General features: G+C 70.5%; 21 protein-coding genes. 19 read left to right on the forward strand and 2 right to left on the reverse strand.

Annotated features, from left to right (window positions below; all coding sequences use genetic code 11):
• Nucleotides 1-32: 32 nt before the first annotated feature.
• Nucleotides 33-1,382, reverse strand: coding sequence for a LysM peptidoglycan-binding domain-containing protein (locus AEQ27_RS11485; RefSeq protein ID WP_054146780.1), 1,350 nt, complete (start codon nucleotides 1,380-1,382; stop codon nucleotides 33-35).
• Between the two features lie 193 nt (nucleotides 1,383-1,575).
• Here AEQ27_RS11485 and AEQ27_RS11490 point away from each other — a divergent pair, with 193 nt between their 5' ends.
• Nucleotides 1,576-1,932, forward strand: a complete 357-nt coding sequence (locus AEQ27_RS11490; RefSeq protein WP_054146781.1) for an Rv2175c family DNA-binding protein — start codon at nucleotides 1,576-1,578, stop codon at nucleotides 1,930-1,932.
• Nucleotides 1,933-1,990: 58 nt separating this feature from the next.
• On the opposite strand, the gene AEQ27_RS11495 is transcribed toward AEQ27_RS11490, so the two are convergent.
• Nucleotides 1,991-3,112: a polyprenyl synthetase family protein gene (locus AEQ27_RS11495; RefSeq protein WP_054146782.1), complete on the reverse strand. Its 1,122-nt coding sequence runs from the start codon at nucleotides 3,110-3,112 to the stop codon at nucleotides 1,991-1,993.
• A 110-nt stretch (nucleotides 3,113-3,222) separates the two neighbouring features.
• Here AEQ27_RS11495 and AEQ27_RS11500 point away from each other — a divergent pair, with 110 nt between their 5' ends.
• The 18 genes from AEQ27_RS11500 to AEQ27_RS11585 form a co-directional block, all read left to right on the forward strand.
• Nucleotides 3,223-3,624, forward strand: coding sequence for a DUF3040 domain-containing protein (locus tag AEQ27_RS11500; protein WP_054146801.1), 402 nt, complete (start codon nucleotides 3,223-3,225; stop codon nucleotides 3,622-3,624).
• A gap of 273 nt (nucleotides 3,625-3,897) precedes the next feature.
• Entirely contained in the window at nucleotides 3,898-4,329 is a 432-nt protein-coding gene (mraZ, locus tag AEQ27_RS11505; RefSeq protein WP_054146783.1) for a division/cell wall cluster transcriptional repressor MraZ, read from the forward strand.
• 101 nt (nucleotides 4,330-4,430) lie between these two features.
• Nucleotides 4,431-5,381 (forward strand): 16S rRNA (cytosine(1402)-N(4))-methyltransferase RsmH, encoded by a 951-nt coding sequence (gene rsmH / locus AEQ27_RS11510; RefSeq protein WP_054146784.1) that lies wholly within the window; start codon nucleotides 4,431-4,433, stop codon nucleotides 5,379-5,381.
• Nucleotides 5,378-6,037: a hypothetical protein gene (locus tag AEQ27_RS11515; protein WP_054146785.1), complete on the forward strand. Its 660-nt coding sequence runs from the start codon at nucleotides 5,378-5,380 to the stop codon at nucleotides 6,035-6,037. The genes rsmH and AEQ27_RS11515 overlap by 4 nt, the downstream gene beginning before the upstream one ends.
• Nucleotides 6,038-6,111: 74 nt before the next feature.
• The gene (locus tag AEQ27_RS11520; protein WP_235451073.1) at nucleotides 6,112-7,878 is read left to right on the forward strand and encodes a penicillin-binding protein 2; all 1,767 of its coding nucleotides are present in this window, start codon (nucleotides 6,112-6,114) and stop codon (nucleotides 7,876-7,878) included.
• Between the two features lie 14 nt (nucleotides 7,879-7,892).
• On the forward strand, nucleotides 7,893-9,443 hold the full coding sequence (locus AEQ27_RS11525; RefSeq protein WP_054146786.1) for a Mur ligase family protein: 1,551 nt from the start codon (nucleotides 7,893-7,895) through the stop codon (nucleotides 9,441-9,443).
• Nucleotides 9,440-10,846: a UDP-N-acetylmuramoyl-tripeptide--D-alanyl-D-alanine ligase gene (gene murF, locus AEQ27_RS11530; RefSeq protein ID WP_054146787.1), complete on the forward strand. Its 1,407-nt coding sequence runs from the start codon at nucleotides 9,440-9,442 to the stop codon at nucleotides 10,844-10,846. Before AEQ27_RS11525 ends, murF begins: the two co-directional genes overlap by 4 nt.
• Nucleotides 10,843-11,946: a phospho-N-acetylmuramoyl-pentapeptide-transferase gene (gene mraY, locus AEQ27_RS11535; RefSeq protein WP_054146788.1), complete on the forward strand. Its 1,104-nt coding sequence runs from the start codon at nucleotides 10,843-10,845 to the stop codon at nucleotides 11,944-11,946. The genes murF and mraY overlap by 4 nt, the downstream gene beginning before the upstream one ends.
• Entirely contained in the window at nucleotides 11,943-13,508 is a 1,566-nt protein-coding gene (murD, locus tag AEQ27_RS11540) for a UDP-N-acetylmuramoyl-L-alanine--D-glutamate ligase (protein ID WP_054146803.1), read from the forward strand. The genes mraY and murD overlap by 4 nt, the downstream gene beginning before the upstream one ends.
• A complete protein-coding gene (gene ftsW, locus AEQ27_RS11545) occupies nucleotides 13,465-14,772 on the forward strand; it encodes a putative lipid II flippase FtsW (RefSeq protein ID WP_082383468.1) in 1,308 nt (435 codons plus the stop codon). The genes murD and ftsW overlap by 44 nt, the downstream gene beginning before the upstream one ends.
• Nucleotides 14,769-15,884, forward strand: coding sequence for a glycosyltransferase (locus AEQ27_RS11550; protein ID WP_054146789.1), 1,116 nt, complete (start codon nucleotides 14,769-14,771; stop codon nucleotides 15,882-15,884). Before ftsW ends, AEQ27_RS11550 begins: the two co-directional genes overlap by 4 nt.
• A complete protein-coding gene (gene murC, locus AEQ27_RS11555) occupies nucleotides 15,881-17,311 on the forward strand; it encodes a UDP-N-acetylmuramate--L-alanine ligase (RefSeq protein WP_054146790.1) in 1,431 nt (476 codons plus the stop codon). Before AEQ27_RS11550 ends, murC begins: the two co-directional genes overlap by 4 nt.
• A 37-nt stretch (nucleotides 17,312-17,348) precedes the next feature.
• On the forward strand, nucleotides 17,349-18,503 hold the full coding sequence (locus AEQ27_RS11560) for an FtsQ-type POTRA domain-containing protein (RefSeq protein ID WP_152970335.1): 1,155 nt from the start codon (nucleotides 17,349-17,351) through the stop codon (nucleotides 18,501-18,503).
• 138 nt (nucleotides 18,504-18,641) lie between these two features.
• Entirely contained in the window at nucleotides 18,642-19,802 is a 1,161-nt protein-coding gene (gene ftsZ, locus AEQ27_RS11565; RefSeq protein WP_054146791.1) for a cell division protein FtsZ, read from the forward strand.
• Nucleotides 19,803-19,808: 6 nt separating this feature from the next.
• Nucleotides 19,809-20,507, forward strand: coding sequence for a YggS family pyridoxal phosphate-dependent enzyme (locus tag AEQ27_RS11570; protein ID WP_054146792.1), 699 nt, complete (start codon nucleotides 19,809-19,811; stop codon nucleotides 20,505-20,507).
• Between the two features lie 37 nt (nucleotides 20,508-20,544).
• The gene (locus AEQ27_RS11575) at nucleotides 20,545-21,072 is read left to right on the forward strand and encodes a cell division protein SepF (RefSeq protein ID WP_054146793.1); all 528 of its coding nucleotides are present in this window, start codon (nucleotides 20,545-20,547) and stop codon (nucleotides 21,070-21,072) included.
• Between the two features lie 93 nt (nucleotides 21,073-21,165).
• Nucleotides 21,166-21,468, forward strand: coding sequence for a YggT family protein (locus AEQ27_RS11580; protein WP_054146794.1), 303 nt, complete (start codon nucleotides 21,166-21,168; stop codon nucleotides 21,466-21,468).
• 145 nt (nucleotides 21,469-21,613) lie between these two features.
• The coding region (locus AEQ27_RS11585) for a DivIVA domain-containing protein (protein WP_152970336.1) at nucleotides 21,614-22,093 on the forward strand (480 nt) is incomplete at its 3' end.

Genomic DNA, 22,093 nt, shown 5'->3' on the forward strand with positions numbered 1-22,093 from the left:
GCAAACCGCCCGACGCGCGGGCCGTCCGCGGTTCAGCGGAGGGTCGCGAGCCAGGTGGTGGCGGGAGCCTCCCACTTGGCGTAGGCGTCGGGGAACGCCGAGTACTGCACGGCCTGCGCCGCCTTCGTCAGGGACATCGACTGCCACCCCTTGACGTCGAGGAGGCCTCGCGTCTTGCCCGTGTTCGGGTTGCTCGCACCACCGAAGAAGAGCTTGGTCGCGTGCACCGGGTCGCGCAGTTGGGCGGGGGTTCCCCACCCCGTGCTCGGGCGCTGCTGGAACAGGCCGAGGGAATCCCGGTCGCCGTGATCGAGGTTGCGCAGGCTGCTCTCTTGTGCGGCGGCAGCCAGCGCGATGACGATGGCGCGGTCTCCGACCCCGAGCTGGCGTCCCACCGAGATGATGGTCCGGGCGTTGCCGGCCTGCTCGGCCGTCAGCGTCGCACTGACGCCCAACGGAGCGGCCGACGTCGCCGCGACCACGGTCGTGGCGGTCGGCGCCGCGGCACCGGGCAGGGTGAGGGTCTTGCCGGCGTAGATGGTGCTGGTGAACGAGAGCCCGTTCGCGGCGAGGAGGGCCTTGACGCTCGTGCCCGATTTCGAGGCGATCGAGGCGATGGTGTCACCCCGCTGGATGACGTAGCTGCCCACGGCGGGGCCGGCGGCAGGGGCCGGCGGCGCGGCGGTGGACGCGGACGAACCCGTCGGGACGGTCAGGGTCTGGCCCGGGTAGATGATGCTCGACAGTCCCAGCCCGTTCGCCTGGATGAGCGCGCTGGTCGTGACCCCGTGGGCTCGCGCGATGGAACTCAGCGTGTCCCCGCGGACGATCACGTACCGGCCGCCCGTCGCCTTGACCGGAGCGGGCACGGACGACGGTTTGGCCGCGGCACTCGTGGCGGCGCTGAGGCTCAGTGTCTGGCCCGGGAAGATGGTGGACTTCCAGCTCAGGCCGTTGAGGGCGAGCACCGACGCGGTGCTCAGGCCGAACGAGCCGGCGATGCTCGCGACGGTGTCACCCGACTTGACGGTGTAGGTCGCCGGGGCGGCGCCGAAGACGCGTGCAGAGCTCGCAGCGGTCTCGACGGTGGCCGCGGTCTTCTGCTCGGGCGCCGACAGCCGAGGGGGCAGGACGGGACGCGGAGACGCGTCGGGCTTCTTCGTGGGACCCTGGTCGAGGGCGAACACGGGGCCGGTGACGCCCATGCTCAGGGCCATGGAGCCCGCCAGGACGATGGGGACCGTGTTGAGCATGGATCGAGCCATGCGCGAGAGCGGTTTGCGCTCGTCGCCTCCACCGAGGGGGCCGAACGCGCTGGTCGACCGAGCGTCCGGGGTCGGTGCGGACTCGGAGTCGGGGCGGGCGGGACTGACGTCGTTCATGGGCTGATCCTCGGTTCGGGGGCGGGGACACGGTCGCTGGGTGATCGGAGAGCCGCGGTGCCACATCGTCCCAAGTTGGCACACGTGGATATCCAAGTCAATCAGTGGGGCGCATGTTGCGAATGTGACTCGCACTGGGGGATGAGAACGGGGAGGCGCGGCGAGGGTCACGAACCCGTGGCAAGGTTGTCGCGTGACCGATCTCTCTCAACGCCCCTGGTTCGCCGACACCGAATGGCTCACCGTGCCCGACCTCGTCGAGCGTCTCGGCCTCGGGGTGAGTCGCGTGCGTCGTCTGCTCGAGGAGCACGTCCTGGTCGGGACCCGCGTGGACGGCGTCACGAAGGTGCCGGCCGTCTTCCTCGACGGCTCCGAGCCGAGGCACGACCTCCGAGGCACGCTGACGGTCCTCTCGGACAACGGATTCGACGACGACGAGGCCATCGACTGGATGCTGTCCCACGACGAGGCGCTCGGCACGAGTCCCGTCGCTGCCCTGCAGGCCGGGCGCAAGGCCGAGGTCCGGCGCGTGGCACAGAGCCTGCTCTAGCCTCTTCCCCGTACGGCCCCCGGAAGGTCAGGCGACGGCCGTCGAGCCGTGAGCGGGTTCAGGAGGCGCGGCGTGTGACGGTCTCGGCGAGTCGCGTCAGCTGCGTCCGTGCCGACGGCGCGAGGCCGGACCTCTCGAGTGCGTGGACGGCGCGCTCTACCTGATCGGTGATCGTCTGCTCGACCGCGTCGACGGCACCGCTGTCGCGGAGCGTCGCCTGCAGCATGCTGATCTGGTCGTCGTCGAGTTCGGGGTCGCCGAGGAGTTCGTCGAGCAGGCGGACGGCCCCCGGGGGCAGTGCTCGACGAGCGGTCGACACGAGGACCGTGCGCTTGCCCTCTCGGAGGTCGTCGCCTGCGGGCTTGCCCGTGACGGACGGGTCGCCGAACACGCCGAGGAGGTCGTCACGCAGTTGGTAGGCGATGCCGAGGGGCAGTCCGAAGTGCCGCAGGGACTCGAGGGCGGTCCGGTCGGCCCCCGCCATCGCCGCGCCCACGGTCAGTGGAGCCTCGACGCTGTACTTCGCGGACTTGTAGACGATGACGCGCTGGGCACGCGGCAGCAGCTGCAACTCGTCGACCGTCCGCCAGGCGTTCTCCTCGAGGATGTCGAGGTACTGGCCCACCGTGACCTCGGTCCGCATGCGGTTGAGCTCGAGGCGGGCCGCGCGGGCGGCCTCGCGGGACGGGAGGGAGTCGAGTGCCTCGCTCAGCAGCTCGTCGCTCCACGCCAGCAGCAGGTCGCCCATGAGGAGGGCGCCCGACCGGCCGAACGCCTCGGGAGACCCGAGCCAGGACCCCTCACGGTGCAGGGCCTCGAAGCGCCGATGCGCCGCGGGCAACCCCCGGCGCGTGTCGGAGTTGTCCATGATGTCGTCGTGCACGAGCGCCGCCGCGTGGAAGAACTCGAGCCCTGCCGAGGCGGTCATGACCGCGTCGATCTCGCGCTCGTCGCGGGCCTCTCCGAGCGGGTCGAAGCCCGTGTCGAGCCCGGCGACCGACTGCCAGCCCCAGTAGCAGAAGAGAGCCCGGAAGCGCTTCCCGCCGCGGAGCAGATCGCTCGAGTAGAGCGAGAAGGGATCGAGGTCGGGAGCGATGCCCGTCAGGGCCGGTCGCTGCCGCTCGAGGAACCGGTCGATGCGCTCTTGAACGACGTCCACTAACCGCGTACTCTCAGCCACGCTGCCTAGCCTAGCGATAGCTGTCGGGCATACACTCGCAGCTACTCATCGCGTCGATCCCGAGGCTCCCGCCTCGCGCTTGAGAGCCCGTGCTCGAAGGGAACACCAAGATGCCACTTTCCGAACAGGAGCAGCGGCTCCTCGAAGAGATGGAGCGGAGTCTCTACAACAACGACTCCGACTTCGTGGCGACGGTCGGCAACCGCGGTGGCCGACCCAACTACACGCTCGTCGTGGTCGGGGTCCTCGGTGCGCTCGTCGGCATCGCCGTGATCGTCGCAGGCGTCATCTTCCGTCAGCCCTTGATCGGCGTGGCGGGGTTCGTGGTCATGCTGGCCGGCGTTCTCTTCGCCATCGCCCCGCCCAAGCGCAAGGGGTCGGCGACGGCTTCCGTGCCGCCCGCTCCCCGTTCCTCCACCTCGCGTCCGGCGCATCCTGCCAAGGGCGGTCTGATGGACCGTCTCAACGACCGGTGGGACCGTCGTCAAGACGGTGACGGGCGCGACGCCTAGCCTCCACGATCACCACGACCTCAGGGGTCGGCCTTCGGGCCGGCCCCTTTTTCGTGCGCCGGATCGACCGGCAGGACGTCTGCGACACGCAGGACGCGCCTCCTCACGTCGTTTTCCCTCCACCCTCCTCCACACGCGTGGCCCCCGAACTGGAGCGGATCGCAAGCGAGACACGTGCGGGTGCAGCCGTCTTTTCGTTGCTGGGTGGTGGCTTGTGGAGTAAAGTGGAGGAACGTGCCACAGAGGGGCGCGGGGGCGAGGGGAGACGGGCGCATGTTCCTCGGCACCTATTCGCCCAAGCTCGACGAGAAAGGGCGCATCATCCTCCCCGCGAAATTCCGTGACGAACTGGCCTCCGGCCTCGTCATGACCCGTGGGCAAGAGCGGTGCGTCTACGTCTTCAGCCAGCGCGAGTTCGAAGACATGCACTCGCGCATCCGCCAGGCGCCGGTCACGAGCAAACAGGCCCGTGACTACATGCGTCTCTTCCTCTCCGGCGCGAGTGACGAGATCCCCGACAAGCAGCACCGGGTGACCATCCCGGTGTCCCTGCGCGAGTACGCCGGCCTCGGTCGGGACCTCACCGTGATCGGTGCGGGCAACCGTGCCGAGATCTGGGCCACCGACGCGTGGAACACCTACTACGAGGCCCAGGAGGCCGAGTTCGCCAACACCACCGAGGAGGTGATCCCCGGGCTCTTCTAGCCCGTGGGCCCCGACCCTCAGCCGTCAGCCCTGGCGCACCTTCCCCGGTGCCAGGTCCCGACGGATGGGGATCAGGGCCGACGAGCGCAGCCCGTGTCGTCATGGCCGATCAGATCCACACCCCCGTCCTCCTCGAGCGCACCCTCGAACTCCTCGCCCCGGCCGTCTCGCGTCCGGGCGCCGTCGTCGTCGACTGCACCCTCGGCATGGGGGGCCACAGCGAAGCGATGCTGCAGGCCTTCCCCGAACTCACCGTCGTCGGGCTCGACCGCGACACCGAGGCCCTCGCCCTCGCCGGCGAGCGGCTCGCCCCTTTCGGCGAGCGTGCCCGCCTCGTGCACACCACGTACGACGGCATCGCCGAGGCCCTCGACGACCTCGACCTCGACACGGTCGACGGGGTGCTCTTCGACCTCGGCGTGTCGTCACTGCAACTCGACCGGGTCGAGCGCGGCTTCTCGTACTCGAAGGACGCCCCGCTCGACATGCGCATGGACCCCACCTCTCCCGTCACGGCGGAGCGCGTCCTCGCCGAGTACCCCGAGAGCGAACTTCGCCGCATCTTCTACCAGTACGGCGAAGAGAAGCTGGCTCCGCGGTACGCCCGACGGATCGTCGAGCACCGGAGCGACTCGCCGCTCACCCGCAGCGGCGAGCTCGTCGACCTCCTCATCGCGGCGACGCCCATGGCGTTGCAACGTGCCGGTCACCCCGCCAAGCGCGTCTTCCAGGCACTGCGCATCGAGGTCAACGGCGAGCTGGCCTCGCTCGAGGCGGCCGTCCCGGTGGCCCTCGATCGCCTCGCCGTCGAGGGGCGGATCGTCGTGCTGGCCTACCAGTCCCTCGAGGACCGTTTCGTCAAGCGCGAGTTGGCCGCCCGCACGACGTCCACGGCACCGCAGGGTCTTCCGGTCGAGCTGCCCGAGCACCGTCCCGACTTCCGCCTGCTCGTCCGCGGGGCCGAACTGGCCTCCGACGCCGAGCGCGACCTCAACCCCCGAGCCAAGCCCGTGAGACTGCGCGCCGCCGAACGAATCCGGAGAACAGCATGAGCAGCAACCTGGCCATCGCGACCCCGTCGACCCGTCCGCAGCCGTCGTCCAGCCCGGCGGCGCGACCGGTAGAGATCGTCACGAGTCGGGCACAGCGACGAGCCCGGCCGAAGATCGCCTACGCACTCATCGCGACGGCGGCGTTGTTCGTCCTCCTGCTGGCCCAACTGGCCATCAGCATCGCTCTCAGCGACGGCGCGTACAAGATCTCCGACCTGCAGGCCGCCAAGACCGAGCTCGTCCGCGACCAGCAGAAGTACAGCGAGCAACGCGACGTCCTGTCCTCGCCGCAGAACCTCGCCGCCAACGCGGACGAACTCGGCATGGTCCGCAACTCGAACCCCGTCTACCTCGATCTCGCCACGGGTGCGGTCCACGGGTCACCCGCACCCGCGGCGGGTGCCGACGAGGCGACGTCCGGCAACCTGATCCCGAACACCCTCCTCGAGGGCGTCCCGCTCACGACCAAGGCCCCCGCGACCGCCGCCGCTGACGACGCTGCTGCCGGCACCGACCCCGCCGCCACGTCCATCGGTGCTCCGACGACGGCGGGAGCCACGGCCGTTCCGACCGACGCAGGCGCGGCGGACGAGGGATCGGCCGACGAGTCGGTAGCGTCGGGCGCGAACGAGCTGGCGGCTCCCCAGACCCGCTAGCGACGTGCCGTCACAGGTACATCGATCGACGACAGCGGGTCGGGCAGGCGCCCGGTCGCGGTGAGGAACCTCTCGTGAAAGCAGCTCCCCGAAGCCGCCGTCTCCGCGTGACGCTGGCGATGGCGCTGATCATCGCCCTCGTCGGCGTGTTCGTGGTGCGCCTGGCAGACATCCAGCTCGTGCAGGCGGCCGAGCTCAACGAGCAGTCCCAGAACAAGCGCGAGATCGTGCAGACGACCTACGGCGATCGTGGTGACATCACCGACGTGGACGGCACCGTGCTCGCCGGCAGCGTCACCCGGTACAACATCACGGCCGCTCCGGCGTTCGCCACGACGGCCAAGGTGAAGGGCGACGACGGCGGGACCACCGAGTTGACCGTCGACCAGGTCGTCGAGCGCATCGCGAAGATCACGGGGGGCGACTCCGCCACCATGAAGAAGGCGCTGACCACCGACCCCGAGGCGAACTTCGCCTACCTGGTCAAGGGTGTCGACGTCGACGCCTTCCGCGAGGTCCGCGAGATGAACGTGTCGTGGGTGTACTTCCAACGCCAGGCCGCACGCACCTACCCCAACGGCGCGGTGGCGGGCAACCTCACGGGCTTCATCGGTACCGACGGGCCGCAGGCCGGACTCGAGCTGAGCCAGGACGCGTGCCTGGCGGGCACCGACGGCTCCGAGACCTACGAGCGCGGAGCCGACGGCGTCCAGTTGCCCGGCAGCACCGTCACGACCAAGAAGGCCGTCGCCGGTGGCACGCTTCGTCTCACCGTCGACAGCGACCTCCAGTACATGACCCAGCAGGCGCTGGGCGAACAGGCCGAGGCCATCGGAGCCGAGTCGGCCACGGCCGTCGTCATGAAGGCGAGCGACGCCTCGTTGCTCGCGGTCGCCGACTACCCGGCCGTCGACCCCAACGACGTCAACGGCACCGCCGTCGACGACCTCGGCAGCAAGGCCTTCACCTACTCGTACGAGCCGGGGTCGACCTTCAAGGCGATGACCGCCGCCATGCTGCTCGACTCGGGCAAGGCCGATCCCGCGACGCGTGCGACGGTGCCCTACTCGCGCACGTTCCCGTGGGGCGGCGAGATCCACGACGCGACCTTCCACCCGACCGAGAACCTCACGCTGACCGGCATCCTGCGCGACTCGTCCAACGTCGGCATCTCGCTGCTCGGTCAGTCGCTGTCGGCCCAGCAACGTCACGACTACATGGTCAAGTTCGGTCTGAACGACCCGACCGGCGTGGCCTTCCTCGGCGAGCCCACGACGGGCATCCGGCCGGCCTCGCAGTGGGACCAGCAGACGAGCATCAACACGATGTTCGGGCAGGGTGTCTCGACGACCGCCGTCCACATCGCGAGCATCTACCAGACGCTGGCCAACCACGGTACCCGTCTGCCGGTCAACCTCGTCGCCGGGTGCACGGCCCCCGACGGCACCGTCACCGAGACCCCCTCGGCCGAGGGCACGAGCGTCGTCTCCCCGTGGGCCGCCGACACGACCGTCAACATGCTCGAGAAGGTCGTCAGCGACGGCGACCTCAAGGACGTCCTGTCGATCCCCGGGTACCGCGTCGCCGCCAAGACCGGCACCGCCGAGGTCGCGCGCTCGGACGGAACCGGCTACGGTTCTGACCGCATCGTCTCGGTGGCGGGCATCGCTCCGGCCGAGAACCCGCAATACGTCGTCGTCGTGACCTTCACCAAGCCCAGTACCATCAAGACGTCGGCCGCTGCGGCGCCGACCTTCAACAAGATCATGTCCCAGGTCCTCGAGATGTATCGGGTCCCTCCGTCGACGGAGCCGGCACCCAGCCTGCCCGAGACCTGGTGAGAGAAGAGGATTCTTTGAGCGCCCGGATCCCCCCGGTCCTTCGACCGGAACATCCGTCGGCGAGGTCACTCGCCCAACTGGTCAGCGAGTTCGGACTCGAGCACGAGGGTTCCCTCGACGGCATCGAGATCACCGGCATCACGCTGAGCACGGCGGACCTCCACCCCGGCGACCTGTACGTGGGCGTGCCCGGCGCGCACCGGCACGGAGCCGAGTTCGCCGACCAGGCACGTGACGGCGGTGCCGTGGCCCTGCTGACCGACGCCGCGGGTGCCGAGCTGGCCCGGTCCAGCGGGCTGCCCGTGGTCCTCGTCGACTCGCCCCGGGCGGCCCTCGGCGAGCTCTCGGCCTGGATCTACCGCACCGACAGCGACGACGCGCCCCTGCTCCTCGCGGTCACCGGCACCAACGGGAAGACCAGCACGTCGTACCTGCTCGAGGGCGTCCTTCGACAGCTGGGCCTCGTCACCGGTCTGAGCAGCACGGCCGAGCGTCACATCGGGGACCTCACCGTCGTCAGCCGTCTCACGACCCCCGAGGCCAGCGAGATGCACGCCCTGCTGGCTCGCATGCGCGAGAGCGAGGTGCGTGCGGTGGCCGTCGAGGTCAGTGCGCAGGCGCTCAGCCGCAACCGCGTCGACGGTCTCGTCTTCGACGTCGCCGCCTTCACCAACCTCAGCCACGACCACCTCGACGACTACGCCGACATGGAGGAGTACTTCCAGGCCAAGTTGCCGCTCTTCCAGCCCGACCGTGCCCGTCGTGCCGTCGTGTCGCTCGACTCGCCGTACGGCCAGCGCGTGGTGGACAACGCCCGCATCCCCCTGACGACGATCACGATCCTCCCCGACGTCGAGGCCGACTGGACGGTCGAGATCCTCGACGAGCAGGCCGCGTACACCGAGTTCCGCCTGTCGGGTCCCGAGCAGCGATCGCTCGTGACGCGCGTCCCGCTGATCGGGTGGCACATGGTCGCGAACGCGGCCCTGGCGATCGTCATGCTGGTCGAGGCGGGCTTCGAGCTCGAGGCCATCGGCCAGGCCCTCGACGCGGACGGCGGCATCGTGGCCTACCTGCCCGGGCGCACCGAGCGCGTCTCGGGTGACACCGGCCCGAGCGTCTACGTCGACTTCGGCCACAGCCCCGACGCCTTCCTCACCACTCTCGCCGCGGTCCGCACCTTCACACCCGGCAAGGTCATCATGCTGTTCGGTGCGGACGGCGACCGCGACACGACGAAGCGCGGCGAGATGGCCCGGGTGGCCGCCGCCGGTTCCGACATCCTGGTCGTGACCGACCACCACCCCCGCTTCGAGGACCCGGCCTCGATCCGCAAGACCCTCGTCGACGCCGCCCGCGAGGCCTACCCCGACCACGAGATCCACGAGGTCAGCCCGCCCGAGGCCGCCATCCGAGCGGCCGTGGCCCTGGCCGGCGCGGGGGACTCGATCCTCTGGGCCGGCCCCGGCCATCAGGACTACCGCGACATCCGTGGCGAGCGCACCCCGTACTCCGCTCGCGACGAGGCCCGAGCGGCCCTGCGCGAAGCCGGGTGGTCCGAGTGATCGCGCTCACGCCCCTCCGGATCGCCGAGATCACCGGCGGTCGCCTGGTCCACCCCGAGGAGGCGCGGGTCGCCACCCCGGTCGACGGCACGGTCGAGACCGACTCGCGTCTGGTCACTCCGGGGTCCCTCTTCTTCGCCCTGCGGGGTGAGGTCACCGACGGCCACCTCTTCGTCGAGGCCGCCACCGCGAACGGCGCGGCCTTGGTGGTCGCCGAGCGCGAGGTCGAGACGACCGCACCGCTCGTCGTCGTCGACGACGGAGTCGTCGCGCTGTCGCGCCTCGCCGCCGCCGTCGTCGAGCACGTCCGAGGTCTCGGCCGTCTGAAGGTCGTCGGTGTCACGGGCTCCAACGGCAAGACGAGCACCAAGAACATGCTGCGCGCCGTCCTGAGCGACGTCGCACCCACCGTCGCGCCGCAGGGGTCGTTCAACAACCACGTCGGCGCGCCGATCTCGATGCTGCGCATCGACGAGGCCACCGAGTACCTGGTCGTCGAGATGGGTGCGAGCGGGCCGGGCGAGATCGCCCGTCTCGTCGACATCGCCCGTCCCGACACCGGGGTGGTGCTGAAGGTCGGGCTCGCCCACGCGGGCGGCTTCGGCGGCATCGAGGGCACCCGTGCGGCCAAGGCCGAGATGGTGACCGACCTGCCCGCCACGGGGACGGCCGTCCTCAACGCCGACGACGACCGCGTCGCCGGCATGGCGTCCGTGACCGCCGCCCGGGTCGTGACCTTCGGGCAGAGCCCGTCGGCCGACTACCAGGCGTCCGACGTCGACGTCTCGGCCGCGGGCACCTCCTTCACCTTCGAGCACGGCGACACGAGTCGCCGGGTCTCGCTGCGCATCCTGGGCGAGCACCACGTGATGAACGCCCTGGCGGCCCTCAGTGTCGTCGGTGAATGGGGCGTCGACCTCGACCGGGCCGTCTCGGTCCTCGAGGGCGTGACGCGGGCCGAGCGGTGGCGCATGGAGGTCCTCGACGCGCCCGGCGGCGTCACCGTCGTGAACGACGCCTACAACGCGAGCCCCGACTCGGTCGCCGCGGCACTGAAGACGCTCGCCCAGATCACCGGTCCCGACCACCGCTCGGTGGCCGTCCTCGGCGAGATGGCCGAACTCGGCGAGTACGCGCGTGACGAGCACGACCGCGTCGGCCGACTGGTCGTCCGGCTGAACGTCCGCCAGCTCGTGGTCGTCGGTCACGAGGCGCGGCACATCCACATGGCGGCGGGCCTCGAAGGCTCGTGGGACGGAGAAAGCGTGCTGGTCGACACGATCGACGAGGCGTACGACCTCCTGCAGGGCACCCTGCGAGCCGGGGACGTCGTCCTCGTGAAGTCGTCCAAGTCGGCCGGCCTGCGCCTCCTGGGCGATCGTCTGGCCGGGGTGACCGCATGATCGCGCTGTTGATCGGCGGCGGGTTCTCCCTCGCCTTCACGCTGCTGATGACACCGGCGTTCATCAAGCTCTTCCACCGGCTCGGCTGGGGCCAGTTCATCCGCGACGACGGCCCGCAGTCCCACCACACGAAGCGCGGCACGGCGACCATGGGCGGCATCGTCCTGATCATCGGCACGGTGCTGGGCTACTTCATCGGCCACCTGGTCGGCCGGGACGAGCTCACGCTCAGCGGGATGCTCGTGCTGTTCATGATGGTCGGCCTCGGTGTGGTCGGGTTCCTCGACGACTTCCTCAAGGTGCGCAACCAGCGCAGCCTCGGACTCGGCGGTTGGGCGAAGATCGCCGGGCAGGTCGTCGTGGGGGCGGTGTTCGCCGTCCTGGCGCTCTCGTTCACGAACGAGCGCGGGCTGGCACCCGCGTCGACGATGATCTCCGGGCTCCGCGACATCCCGTGGCTCGACTTCATGTTCTTCGGGACGATCATCGGCGGCGGGTTGTTCCTGATCTGGGTCGTCCTCATCACCGTGAGCACCTCGAACGGCGTCAACGTCGCCGACGGCCTGGACGGCCTCGCCACAGGTGCGTCGATCCTCGCGATCGCGTCGTACATCTTCATCGGCTTCTGGCAGAACAACCAGCTCTGCACGAGCGTGCGTCTCGACGAGGCCACACGGGCCGCCTGCTACCAGGTGGCCGACCCGCTCGACCTCGCCGTCGTCGCCGCCTGCATCTGCGGTGGTCTCATCGGCTTCCTGTGGTGGAACACCTCGCCCGCACAGATCTTCCTCGGCGACACCGGGTCGCTGGGCCTCGGCGGTGCGCTGGCCGCCCTGGCGATCCTCAGCCGCACCGAGCTGCTGCTCGTCCTGATCGGTGGCCTCTTCATCGTCGTCACGGGATCGGTGATCCTGCAGCGCGCGTACTTCAAGATCACGAAGGGCAAGCGCATCTTCCTGATGAGCCCCCTGCACCACCACTTCGAGCTCAAGGGCTGGGCCGAGGTGACCGTCGTCGTCCGCTTCTGGATCATCGCCGGGCTCTTCGTCGCCGCCGGCGTCGGCACCTTCTACCTCGAATGGATCCTCCGCACCTCATGAGCGACGGCAGCACCGCCCCCCTCGTCGAACGACTGTCCGGGCTCGACAGTTGGCATGCCGACTGGTCCGGCCTCCGGGTAGCCGTCCTCGGGCTCGGTGCGACAGGTTTCTCGGTGGCCGACACCCTTGCCGAGCTGGGTGCCGACGTCCTCGTCGTGGCCCCTGCCGTCGATCCGGACAAAGCCGAACTGCTGCACCTGATCGGGGCGCGTCTCGACGAGGTCGAGTCCCTCGAGGCACCCTCGTCCACGCTCACGGGCTTCGACGCGCAGCTCGTCGTCGCCAGCCCGGGGTTCGCTCCCCATCACCCCCTGGTCCGGTGGGCCGTCGAGTCGGGGCTGGCCGTCTGGGGCGACGTCGAGCTCGCCTGGCGCGTCCGCGACATGGTCGAGCGCGTGGCCGACTGGGTGCTCGTCACGGGGACCAACGGCAAGACCACGACGACGCAGCTGGCGGCGGCGATGGCCGCCGCGGACGGCCGCCGCGTGGCGCCCTGCGGCAACATCGGCGTCCCCGTCCTCGACGCGGTGCGCGACCCCGACGGCTTCGACCTGTTCGTCGTCGAGCTCTCCAGCCACCAACTGCACTACCTGCCGACCGAGGGGCCCGGTGCCCTCCGGCCCCGCGCCTCCGTCTGTCTCAACCTCGAGGCGGACCACCTCGAGTGGCACGGCGGCGTGGACGCCTACCGTGCCGCCAAGGCCAAGGTGTACGAGAACACGGTCGTGGCCTGCATCTACAACAAGGCCGACGAGGCCACCCTCCGCATGGTGGAAGAGGCCGACGTCGAAGAGGGCTGTCGCGCCGTGGGCTTCGGCCTCGACGCCCCGGGGCCGAGCGAGGTCGGCATCGTGACGGGTGACGGCGTCGCCGTGCTGGCCGACCGTGCGTTCCTCGCCGAGCGTCGCTCCCAGGCGCTCGAACTGACCACCCGGGAGGCGCTCCAGGGCGTCGGTCTCGGGGCCGACCACCTCGTCGAGGACGTGCTGGCCGCCGCCGCGCTCGTGCGTGCGGTGGGCGTCGCCCCCGTCTCGATCCGCGACGCCCTCGCCGGTTTCGCGGTGGACCACCACCGCACCGAGGTCGTGGCCGAGTCCGGCGGAGTGACGTGGGTGGACGACTCGAAGGCGACCAACCCCCACGCCGCGCGCGCCTCCTTGACGGCCTTCCCGTCGGTCGTGTGGATCGTCGGAGGCCTCTTCAAGGGCGTCGACGTCGAGCCGCTCGTCCTCGAGTCCACGGGCGCCGTCCGGGCAGCCGTGTTCGTGGGAGTCGACCGTGAGCCCCTCCGACAGGCCTTCTCCCGACACGCGCCCGGCATCCCCGTCTTCGAGGTCGACGCCACCGACACTGGGCAGGTGATGCCGACGGCCGTGCGCCTCGCCGCGAGCCTGGCCCGACCCGGAGACACCGTGCTCCTGGCCCCGGCGGCGGCGTCCATGGACCAGTTCACCGACTACACGGCCCGCGGGCGATCCTTCGCCCAGGCCGTACACGAACACTTGAGGGGTGACGTCGATGGCCAACCCGCCGTCCAGCCTCCCGCGCCGTCGGCCGACTGAGTCGAGTCGCACGCGCCGCGGGCCCGTCCGACCGACCGACGACGCGTCGAGCGGCCTGGGGTCCTCGAAACGCACCGCCGGTGCCGTCGTCCGCGTCAAGAAGCTCTTCGCCGCCGAGACCGGTTCGTACTTCGTGATCCTCGGCACGACGTTGTTCATGGTCGTGCTCGGGCTCGTCATGGTGCTCTCGTCGTCGTCGGTGGAGCAGTACATCTCGTCGCGACACACGTCGTTCTTCGGCGCGTTCATCCGGCAGGGCACCTACGCGGCCGTGGGCATCCCGCTCATGCTCATCGTGTCGCGGCTGCCCGTGTCGTTCCTCAAGCGCTGGGCGTGGCACGTCCTGGGCGCGACGATCGTCCTGCAACTCCTCGTCTTCTCGCCCCTCGGCTACGAGATCGGCGGCAACCGCAACTGGATCGACCTCGGCTCGTTCACGGCGCAGCCCTCCGAGGCCGTCAAGCTCGCGTTGGCGATCTGGCTCGGCATGATCCTCTCGGTCAAGCGCGACCTGCTCGACGACTGGAAGCACCTGGCGATCCCGCTCGTGCCCGTCGCCGGCGTCGCGATCGGTCTCGTCGTGCTCGGCGGCGACCTCGGGACGACCATGATCATGCTCCTGCTCGTCTTCGCGGCCGTCTGGTTCGCCGGTGTCCGCTTGCGCTACCTGCTCGCTCCGCTCGCGTTCCTGGCGGTCGTCGTGCCCCTGATCGCCCAGGGTTCGAGCTCGCGCAACTCACGCATCGCCGCCTGGCTGTCGGGTTGCACCGACTCGAGCCAGTACCAGGCCGAATGCTGGCAGACCCTCCACGGCACCTGGGCGTTGGCCTCGGGGGGACTCTTCGGCGTCGGCCTCGGCAACTCGAAGTCGAAGTGGTCCTGGCTGCCCGAGGCCGACAACGACTTCATCTTCGCCATCATCGGTGAAGAGCTCGGGCTGATCGGCGCGATGGTCGTGTTGGCGCTGTTCATCGTCCTCGCCGTCGGTTTCGTCAAGATCATCCGGCGGACGAACGACCCCTTCGTCCGCGTGACGACCGGGGCCATCACGGCGTGGATCATCGGCCAGGCGCTCGTGAACATCGCGGTCGTGCTGGGGCTGCTGCCCGTCCTGGGCGTCCCCTTGCCACTGATCTCGGCGGGTGGGTCGGCGTTGATCGTCACGCTCGTGGCCATCGGCGTGGTGCTCTCGTTCGCCCGGGTCCCCGAAGAAGCAGGCGCGCCGCAGGGGCTCCCGCAACAGCGGGTAGGGTCTCTGCGGTGACGACGTATCTCCTCGCCGGCGGTGGCACCGCCGGGCACGTGAACCCCCTCCTCGCCGTGGCCGACCGACTCCGCCGGCGCGAACCCCACGCGACGGTCCTCGTGCTCGGCACGGCCGAGGGGCTCGAGGCCCGGCTCGTCCCGCAACGCGGGTACGAGCTGCTGACCCTGCCCCCGCTGCCCCTCCCCCCCCCACCCCCCCCGGCGGCTCTGCGCTTCCCCGGCCGCCTCGCGGGCGCGATCGACGGCATCCGGTCCTTGCTCGCGCAACACGACGTCGACGTCGTCGTGGGTTTCGGCGGCTACGCAGCCGCCCCCGCCTACGTCGCCGCCTGGCGGTCGAGGGCGCCCGTGGTCGCCCCCGAGGCCACCCCCAAGCCCGGCATGGCGAACGTCCTCGGCGCGTTCCTCTCGCCCCACGTCGGCGTCGTCTTCCGCTCCACCCGCCTCCGGGGTGGACGGCAGGTCGGCATGCCGTTGCGCGACGAGATCGAGTCCCTCGACCGGCGTGCCCACCGCGACGAGGCCGTCGCGACGTTCGACCTCGACCCCGCGCGGCCGACGCTGCTCGTCACGGGCGGCTCGACCGGTGCTCGTCGCCTCAACGAGACCATGTCGGAGGCAGCCGTCAGCGTGCTCGGCGCCGGCTGGCAGATCCTGCACATCACGGGTGAGAAGTCCGACCTCACCTCGACCGATCTCGACGGTCACCACCTGGTGCGGTACTGCGACCGCATGGACCTCGCGCTGTCGGCGGCCGACTTCGTCGTCTCCCGGGCCGGTTCGGCCACGGTGAGCGAGCTCACCGCGCTCGGCCTGCCCTCGGTGCTCGTGCCCTACCCGGTGGGCAACGGCGAGCAGCGTCACAACGCCACCGACGTCGTCGGTGCCGGGGGAGCGCTGCTCGTCGCCGATGCCGACTTCACGCCCGCGTGGGTCGCGCGCACGCCCGCCCCGCTGCTGCTCGACCGGGCCGTCGTGGCCGACATGGCGGTCCGTGCCGCCTCGGTCGGGGTGCGCGACGGCACCGACCGCACGGTCGACCTCGTCCTCGACGCCGTGGGCCGCGCCTCCTCGTCCTCCCAGAACTCCGACCTCAGCGAGACATCATGATCAAGCCCGACCTCGACCAGCCGATCCCCGCCGAACTCGGCGCCGTCCACTTCGTCGGCATCGGCGGCTCCGGCATGAGCGGCATCGCCCGCGTGTTCCTCGCCGCCGGCCACCGGGTCACCGGGTCGGACGCCCGCGACAGCGCAGCCGTCGAGTCCCTCCGGTCGCTGGGCGCCGAGATCGTGATCGGTCACGACGCCGCCAACGTCGGCGAGGCCGACACGCTCGTGGTGACCGGGGCGCTCTGGCAGGACAACCCCGAGTACCAGCTCGCGCTGGCGAAGGGCCTGCCCGTCCTGCACCGCTCTCAGGCACTCGCCTGGCTCATCGGACACCAGCGCCTCGTCTCTGTGGCCGGTGCGCACGGGAAGACCACGTCGACCGGCATGATCGTCACCGCCCTGCTCGCCGCGGGGCAGGACCCGAGCTTCGTGAACGGCGGGGTCATCCAGTCGTTGGGCGTCAGCGCCCGCGGCGGCGACGACGACCTGTTCGTCGTCGAGGCCGACGAGTCCGACGGGTCGTTCCTGCTCTACGACACCTCGGTCGCCCTGATCACCAACGTCGACGCAGACCACCTCGACCACTACGGTTCGCACGAGGCGTTCGACGACGCCTTCGTCCGGTTCGCGTCGGCCGCGCGCGAGTTCGTCGTGGTCTCGAGCGACGACGCCGGGGCCGTCCGCGTCACCGGGCGTCTCGACCACCCGCACGTCGTGACCTTCGGCGAGGCCGTCGACGCCGACGTGCGCCTGAGCGACATCGCCTCGATCGGTCCCGTCTCGTTCACGTTGCACGCCGAGGGCCGTTCGTGGCCCGTGCAGTTGCGCGTGCCCGGGCGCCACAACGCCGTCACCGCCGCCGGCGCCTTCGCCGTCCTCGTCGGTCTGGGCGTCGACCCCGAGGCCGCCATCGCGGGCCTCGAGACCTTCGGGGGCACCGAGCGACGGTTCGAGCTCCACGGTGTCGTCCGGGGTGTCAGCGTGTACGACGACTACGCCCACCACCCCACCGAGGTCGCCGCCGCACTGCAGGCCGCGCGCTCCGTGGTGGGCGACGGGCGCCTCATCGCCGTGCACCAACCGCATCTCTACAGCCGGACCCGGATGATGGCGGGCGAGTTCGCCGAGACCTACGAGCGGCTCGCGGACCACACCATCGTGCTCGACGTGTACGGTGCGCGCGAGGACCCCGAGCCCGGCGTCACCGGCGCTCTCGTGTCCGAACGCTTCGCCGACCCCGACCGGGTCGACTACGTGTCCGACTGGCAGGCCGCGGCCGACCGCACCGCCGAGGTCGCGCGCGACGGGGACTTCGTCATCACGCTCGGTTGCGGCGACGTCTACCGCATCGTGCCGCAACTGCTCGGCTCGCTCGACGCGGCTCACGAGCCCGTCGTCGCCATCGCGGAGGACTCCGCGGAGTGACTCGTCACAGCAGGTCCGTGGCGTCGGGGGCCCTCCGATGAAGCGGCCCGACGGATTCGACGAGCCGGAACCCGCCGCGCCCCCTCCGGCGGCTCCGACCCGTCGCCGGCGCGGCCGGGATGCGGACGCCACGGGGCCCGTCCCCCTCGCGGGCGCTCCGCGCCCCCGCCGCGCGGCGACGGGTGGCCCGCCGGCGCGGGGCGACGGGGGCACCGGCTCGTCGTCGTCCCCGTCCACGCTGAGGGGCCGTCTCGGGACGGTCGCCGGAGCCCCTGCGGCCGGGCGCGCCCGCCTGTCGAAGCCCGCGTCCACGGACGCGACCGACTCGCACGCCACGGGCGCCCCCGGCGGTTCCCAGCCGCCGCGCATCGTGGCACCCGACGGCACGGCCGCCGAGGCCAAGGCGCGAGCCGCCGCGGCCCGCAAGCAGGCACGTCGGGCGTCGAGCGAACGGAGGCGCGTCGAACGCGTCGAGGTCCGTCGCTTCACGCGTCGCAGCCGACACCGTCGGGCGACCCTGGTGTCGCTCGGGGCCGTCGTCCTCCTCCTCGTCGCGTCCGTCGCGGTCGCCGTGTTCTCCCCGCTGCTGTCGTTGCAGACCATCCGCGTCGAAGGGACCGAACGCGTCGACGCCTCGGCCGTCCGGACGGCACTCGACGGACAGCTCGGGACCCCCCTCGCGATGATCGACTTCGACGAGGTCACCCGCGAGCTCGCGGCCTTCCCCCTGATCGCCAGCTACGTGACCGAGACCGCTCCGCCGCACACGCTCGTCGTCCGCATCCAGGAGCGCCAGCCCGTGGCCACGGTCGCCGCGGGGGAGGGGTTCGAACTCGTCGACCCGGCCGGCGTCGTCGTCCAGGAGCTCGACGCCCGGCAAGAGGGGGTGCCCCTCGTCGACGTCGGGGGAGCGGCCCTGGACGGCCCCGCCTACCGCTCGGTCGCCGAGGTGCTGTTGGCGCTGCCGGTCACGCTGCGGTCCACCGTCGACACCGTGACGGCATCGACGGCCGACGACGTGACCCTGCAGCTCACCTCCGGCGAACGGGTCGTGTGGGGCAGCGCCGACGAGTCGGCGAAGAAAGCACAGGTGCTCGCGGGTCTGATCGCGGACCAGGCCCGGCGCGACCCGGGTGCGAGCGTCGAGTACGACGTGTCCGCTCCCGACAACGGGATCATCAGGACGAGATGAGAGGGTGTGTTCGCGACACGCTGGACACCCTGGCGACTGCGCCTGCAGCGCACCCATACCTTGTGACTGCAGAACTTGCATACCATGTACAACTTTAACCTTCAACTGCAGAGTTAAGGTTCAAGCGGAGGCCCGGACGTGACAACGAACCATAACTACCTAGCCGTGATCAAGGTCGTCGGTGTCGGCGGCGGTGGCGTCAACGCCGTCAACCGCATGATCGAACTCGGGCTCCGCGGGGTGGAGTTCATCGCCATCAACACCGATGCCCAGGCGCTGCTGCTGAGCGACGCCGACGTCAAGCTCGACGTCGGTCGCGAGCTCACCCGGGGCCTCGGCGCCGGTGCCGACCCCGAGGTCGGACGCCGTGCGGCCGAGGACCACGCCGAAGAGATCGAAGAAGCCCTCGCGGGTGCCGACATGGTCTTCGTCACGGCCGGCGAAGGCGGTGGCACCGGCACGGGCGGCGCCCCGGTGGTCGCTCGCATCGCCAAGTCGATCGGCGCCCTGACCATCGGTGTCGTCACGAAGCCCTTCGGCTTCGAGGGCAAGCGCCGTCAGGCCCAGGCCGAGGCCGGGGTCGCCGCCCTGAAGGACGAGGTCGACACCCTCATCGTCGTCCCCAACGACCGTCTGCTCGAGATCAGCGAACGCGGCATCAGCATGGTCGAGGCCTTCGGCACGGCCGACCAGGTGCTCCTCGCCGGTGTCCAGGGCATCACCGACCTGATCACCACGCCCGGTCTGATCAACCTCGACTTCGCCGACGTCAAGTCGGTCATGCAGGGCGCGGGTTCGGCCCTCATGGGCATCGGTTCGTCGCGGGGCGCCGATCGCGCCATCAAGGCGGCAGAGCTGGCCGTGGCCTCCCCGCTGCTCGAGGCGAGCATCGACGGTGCGCACGGCGTGCTGCTGTCCATCCAGGGCGGTTCGAACCTGGGCATCTTCGAGATCAACGACGCAGCCCGTCTGGTCCAAGAGGCCGTCCACGCCGAGGCCAACATCATCTTCGGTGCCGTGATCGACGACACCCTCGGCGACGAGGTGCGCGTGACGGTCATCGCAGCCGGCTTCGACGGTGGCGAGCCTTCGACCAAGGTGAAGGACCGCCGGTCGAGCTTCGTCGACTCCGAGGGCCCCACGGCGACCTCGGTCGCCGGCGTCTCGGCCATCGCCGACAGCGGTGCGACGCACGAGCCCGCTGCCTGGAAGCGGCCCGAAGAGCCCGCGACCCAGGCCGTCGACCCGGCCTTCGACGACGGTGACGACGACCTCGACGTCCCGGACTTCCTCAAGTAACGACGAATGACCGATCCGACGTGTGTCGACGGCGACCTGGGCGAGCGTCTCGCCCGGGTCGCCGCGGCCGTCGACGATGCCTGCGCCTCCGCGGGACGGTCTCCGGACGAGCTCACCACGATCGTCGTCACGAAGTTCCACCCGCCCGGCCTGATCCGTGCGCTGTACGCCCTGGGCGTCCGCGACGTCGGAGAGAACCGTCATCAAGAGGCGCAGGCGAAGGCCGCCGAGTTGAGCGACCTCGACGGGCTCCGGTGGCATTTCGTCGGTCAGTTGCAGTCGAAGAAGGCGCGGCAGGCCCGGCGCTACGCACACGCCGTGCACTCGCTCGACCGTGACTCCGTGGTCGACGGTCTGTCCGACGACTCCGGTTCCGTCGTCGACGGGTTCGTCCAGGTCAACCTGACCGACGATCCGGGCCGCGGGGGAGTCGCCGAGCGGGACGTCGAGACGCTGGCCGAGAAGGTGCTCTCGACCCCGGGGCTGCGGCTGCGGGGCGTCATGGCGGTCGCCCCCTTGGACGAGGAGGCGCGACCCGCCTTCGCGCGCCTCCGGGCGGTCTCCGAGCGGGTGCGGTCCCTCGAGGCGACGGCCGACGCGATCTCGGCCGGCATGTCCCCCGACTTCGCCGAGGCCGTCGCCGAGGGCGCGACACACCTACGGATCGGCACGGCAATCACGGGTTCTCGCCCCGATGCTCGTTAATGTCGGACCTGACGATCCACTGACTCGGAGGAACACCATGGCCAACCCGCTGCGCAAGACGATGGTCTACCTGGGCCTCGCCGACGAAGAGCTCGAGTACGACGAGCAGCCCCACGAGCGAGCGCAGCCCCAGCAGTCGTCGCGACCTCAGGCGGCCGCGCAGGCTCCGGCTCCGGTCGCCCCGGTCCATTCGGCTCCCACTGCCGCCCCCGCGCCCACCCGCGCCCCCGTGACGCCCCTGCGTCGCTCCTCGCCCCCGAAGAACACGGTGCCCCACGACATGAACGAGATCCTGACGGTCCACCCCCGCGAGTACAAGGACGCCCAGGCGATCGCCGAGAGCTTCCGAGACGGCATCCCGGTGATCATCAACCTGTCGCAGATGACCGAGGCGGACGCCCGTCGTCTGGTCGACTTCGCCAGCGGACTCTCGCAGGGGCTGTACGGCAAGATCGAGCGCGTGACGAACAAGGTCTTCCTGCTGTCACCGGCGCACATCGCGGTGAGCGGCGAGCAGGCTGAGGTAGAATCCGACATCGAAGCGTCGTTCTTCGCCCAGTCGTGACGAGTCCGTCGTCCCGGCTTCTCCGCGTCGACGTGACGACCTGCCCGCCCGCGAGTCCCCTCGCGCCGACTCGTGTGAGCTGATGACCCCCCGATGATCACTTACCTGATCGCCACGATCGCGTACTACGTGCTGCTGATCTTCTTCCTGCTCATGTGGGCGCGCTTCGTGCTCGACCTGGCGCAGTCGTTCAGTCGTGGCTGGCGTCCCCGAGGGCCCGTCCTCGTGTTGGCCGAGGTCGCCTACACCGTGACCGATCCGCCCATCCGTCGCGTGCGCAAGATCCTGCCGCCCGTGCGGCTCGGTTCGGTCGCACTCGACTTCGGCTGGAGCATCATCATGCTGGCCGTGATCATCCTGATGAGCGTCGCCTCCGGGCTCCGCGCCGTCGGCTGACCACGTCGTCGGCGAGTGACAGGGTAGGCTCACTGCAGCGCCTGAACGGCACGACCCCGGCCCGACCGGGTCCCGTTCCTCTACGGTGTAGAAGAACGACACAGACCACGATCACACGATCCAACAGATGCACGAGGTGACGGCAATGGCTTTGACGCCGGAAGACGTAGTCAACAAGCGGTTCCAGCCGACGAAGTTCCGCGAGGGATACGACCAGGACGAGGTCGACGACTTCCTCGACGAGGTCGTCGCCGAGCTGCGACGTCTCAACCAGGAGAACGACGAGCTGCGTCAACGCCTCTCGTCGGGCGAGTCCGCCCCCGCGACGCAGGCCGCCCCCGTGTCGGCCCCGGTGGCCAGCGCCCCGGCTCCTGCGTCGGCACCGGCTCCCGCCTCGGCCCCCGAGGCCGTCGAGCCCGAGCCGGTCGTCGAGCCCGAGCCCGTCGTCGCGGCCCCCGCCGCCGTGGCGTCCGCTCCCGCCTACTCCGCCCCGGCCGTGTCCGAGGCCGACGAGACCAGCAGCACCAACAGCCTGCTCCAGTTGGCCCGTCGTCTGCACGAAGAGCACGTCCGCGAGGGTGTCGAGAAGCGTGACGCTCTCATCGCCGAAGGTCACGCCACCGCC

Source organism: Frigoribacterium sp. RIT-PI-h, assembly GCF_001297205.1.
GTDB lineage: Bacteria > Actinomycetota > Actinomycetes > Actinomycetales > Microbacteriaceae > Frigoribacterium.

Bases quoted from the DNA above. Each gene is read 5' to 3' on its own strand.
- AEQ27_RS11485 (WP_054146780.1), bottom strand. From the start codon at position 1,382: ATGAACGACGTCAGTCCCGCCCGCCCCGACTCCGAGTCCGCACCGACC.
- AEQ27_RS11500 (WP_054146801.1), top strand. From the start codon at position 3,223: ATGCCACTTTCCGAACAGGAGCAGCGGCTCCTCGAAGAGATGGAGCGG.
- mraZ (WP_054146783.1), top strand. From the start codon at position 3,898: ATGTTCCTCGGCACCTATTCGCCCAAGCTCGACGAGAAAGGGCGCATC.
- rsmH (WP_054146784.1), top strand. From the start codon at position 4,431: ATGGCCGATCAGATCCACACCCCCGTCCTCCTCGAGCGCACCCTCGAA.
- AEQ27_RS11515 (WP_054146785.1), top strand. From the start codon at position 5,378: ATGAGCAGCAACCTGGCCATCGCGACCCCGTCGACCCGTCCGCAGCCG.
- mraY (WP_054146788.1), top strand. From the start codon at position 10,843: ATGATCGCGCTGTTGATCGGCGGCGGGTTCTCCCTCGCCTTCACGCTG.
- murD (WP_054146803.1), top strand. From the start codon at position 11,943: ATGAGCGACGGCAGCACCGCCCCCCTCGTCGAACGACTGTCCGGGCTC.
- ftsW (WP_082383468.1), top strand. From the start codon at position 13,465: ATGGCCAACCCGCCGTCCAGCCTCCCGCGCCGTCGGCCGACTGAGTCG.
- murC (WP_054146790.1), top strand. From the start codon at position 15,881: ATGATCAAGCCCGACCTCGACCAGCCGATCCCCGCCGAACTCGGCGCC.
- AEQ27_RS11560 (WP_152970335.1), top strand. From the start codon at position 17,349: ATGAAGCGGCCCGACGGATTCGACGAGCCGGAACCCGCCGCGCCCCCT.
- AEQ27_RS11570 (WP_054146792.1), top strand. From the start codon at position 19,809: ATGACCGATCCGACGTGTGTCGACGGCGACCTGGGCGAGCGTCTCGCC.
- AEQ27_RS11575 (WP_054146793.1), top strand. From the start codon at position 20,545: ATGGCCAACCCGCTGCGCAAGACGATGGTCTACCTGGGCCTCGCCGAC.
- AEQ27_RS11580 (WP_054146794.1), top strand. From the start codon at position 21,166: ATGATCACTTACCTGATCGCCACGATCGCGTACTACGTGCTGCTGATC.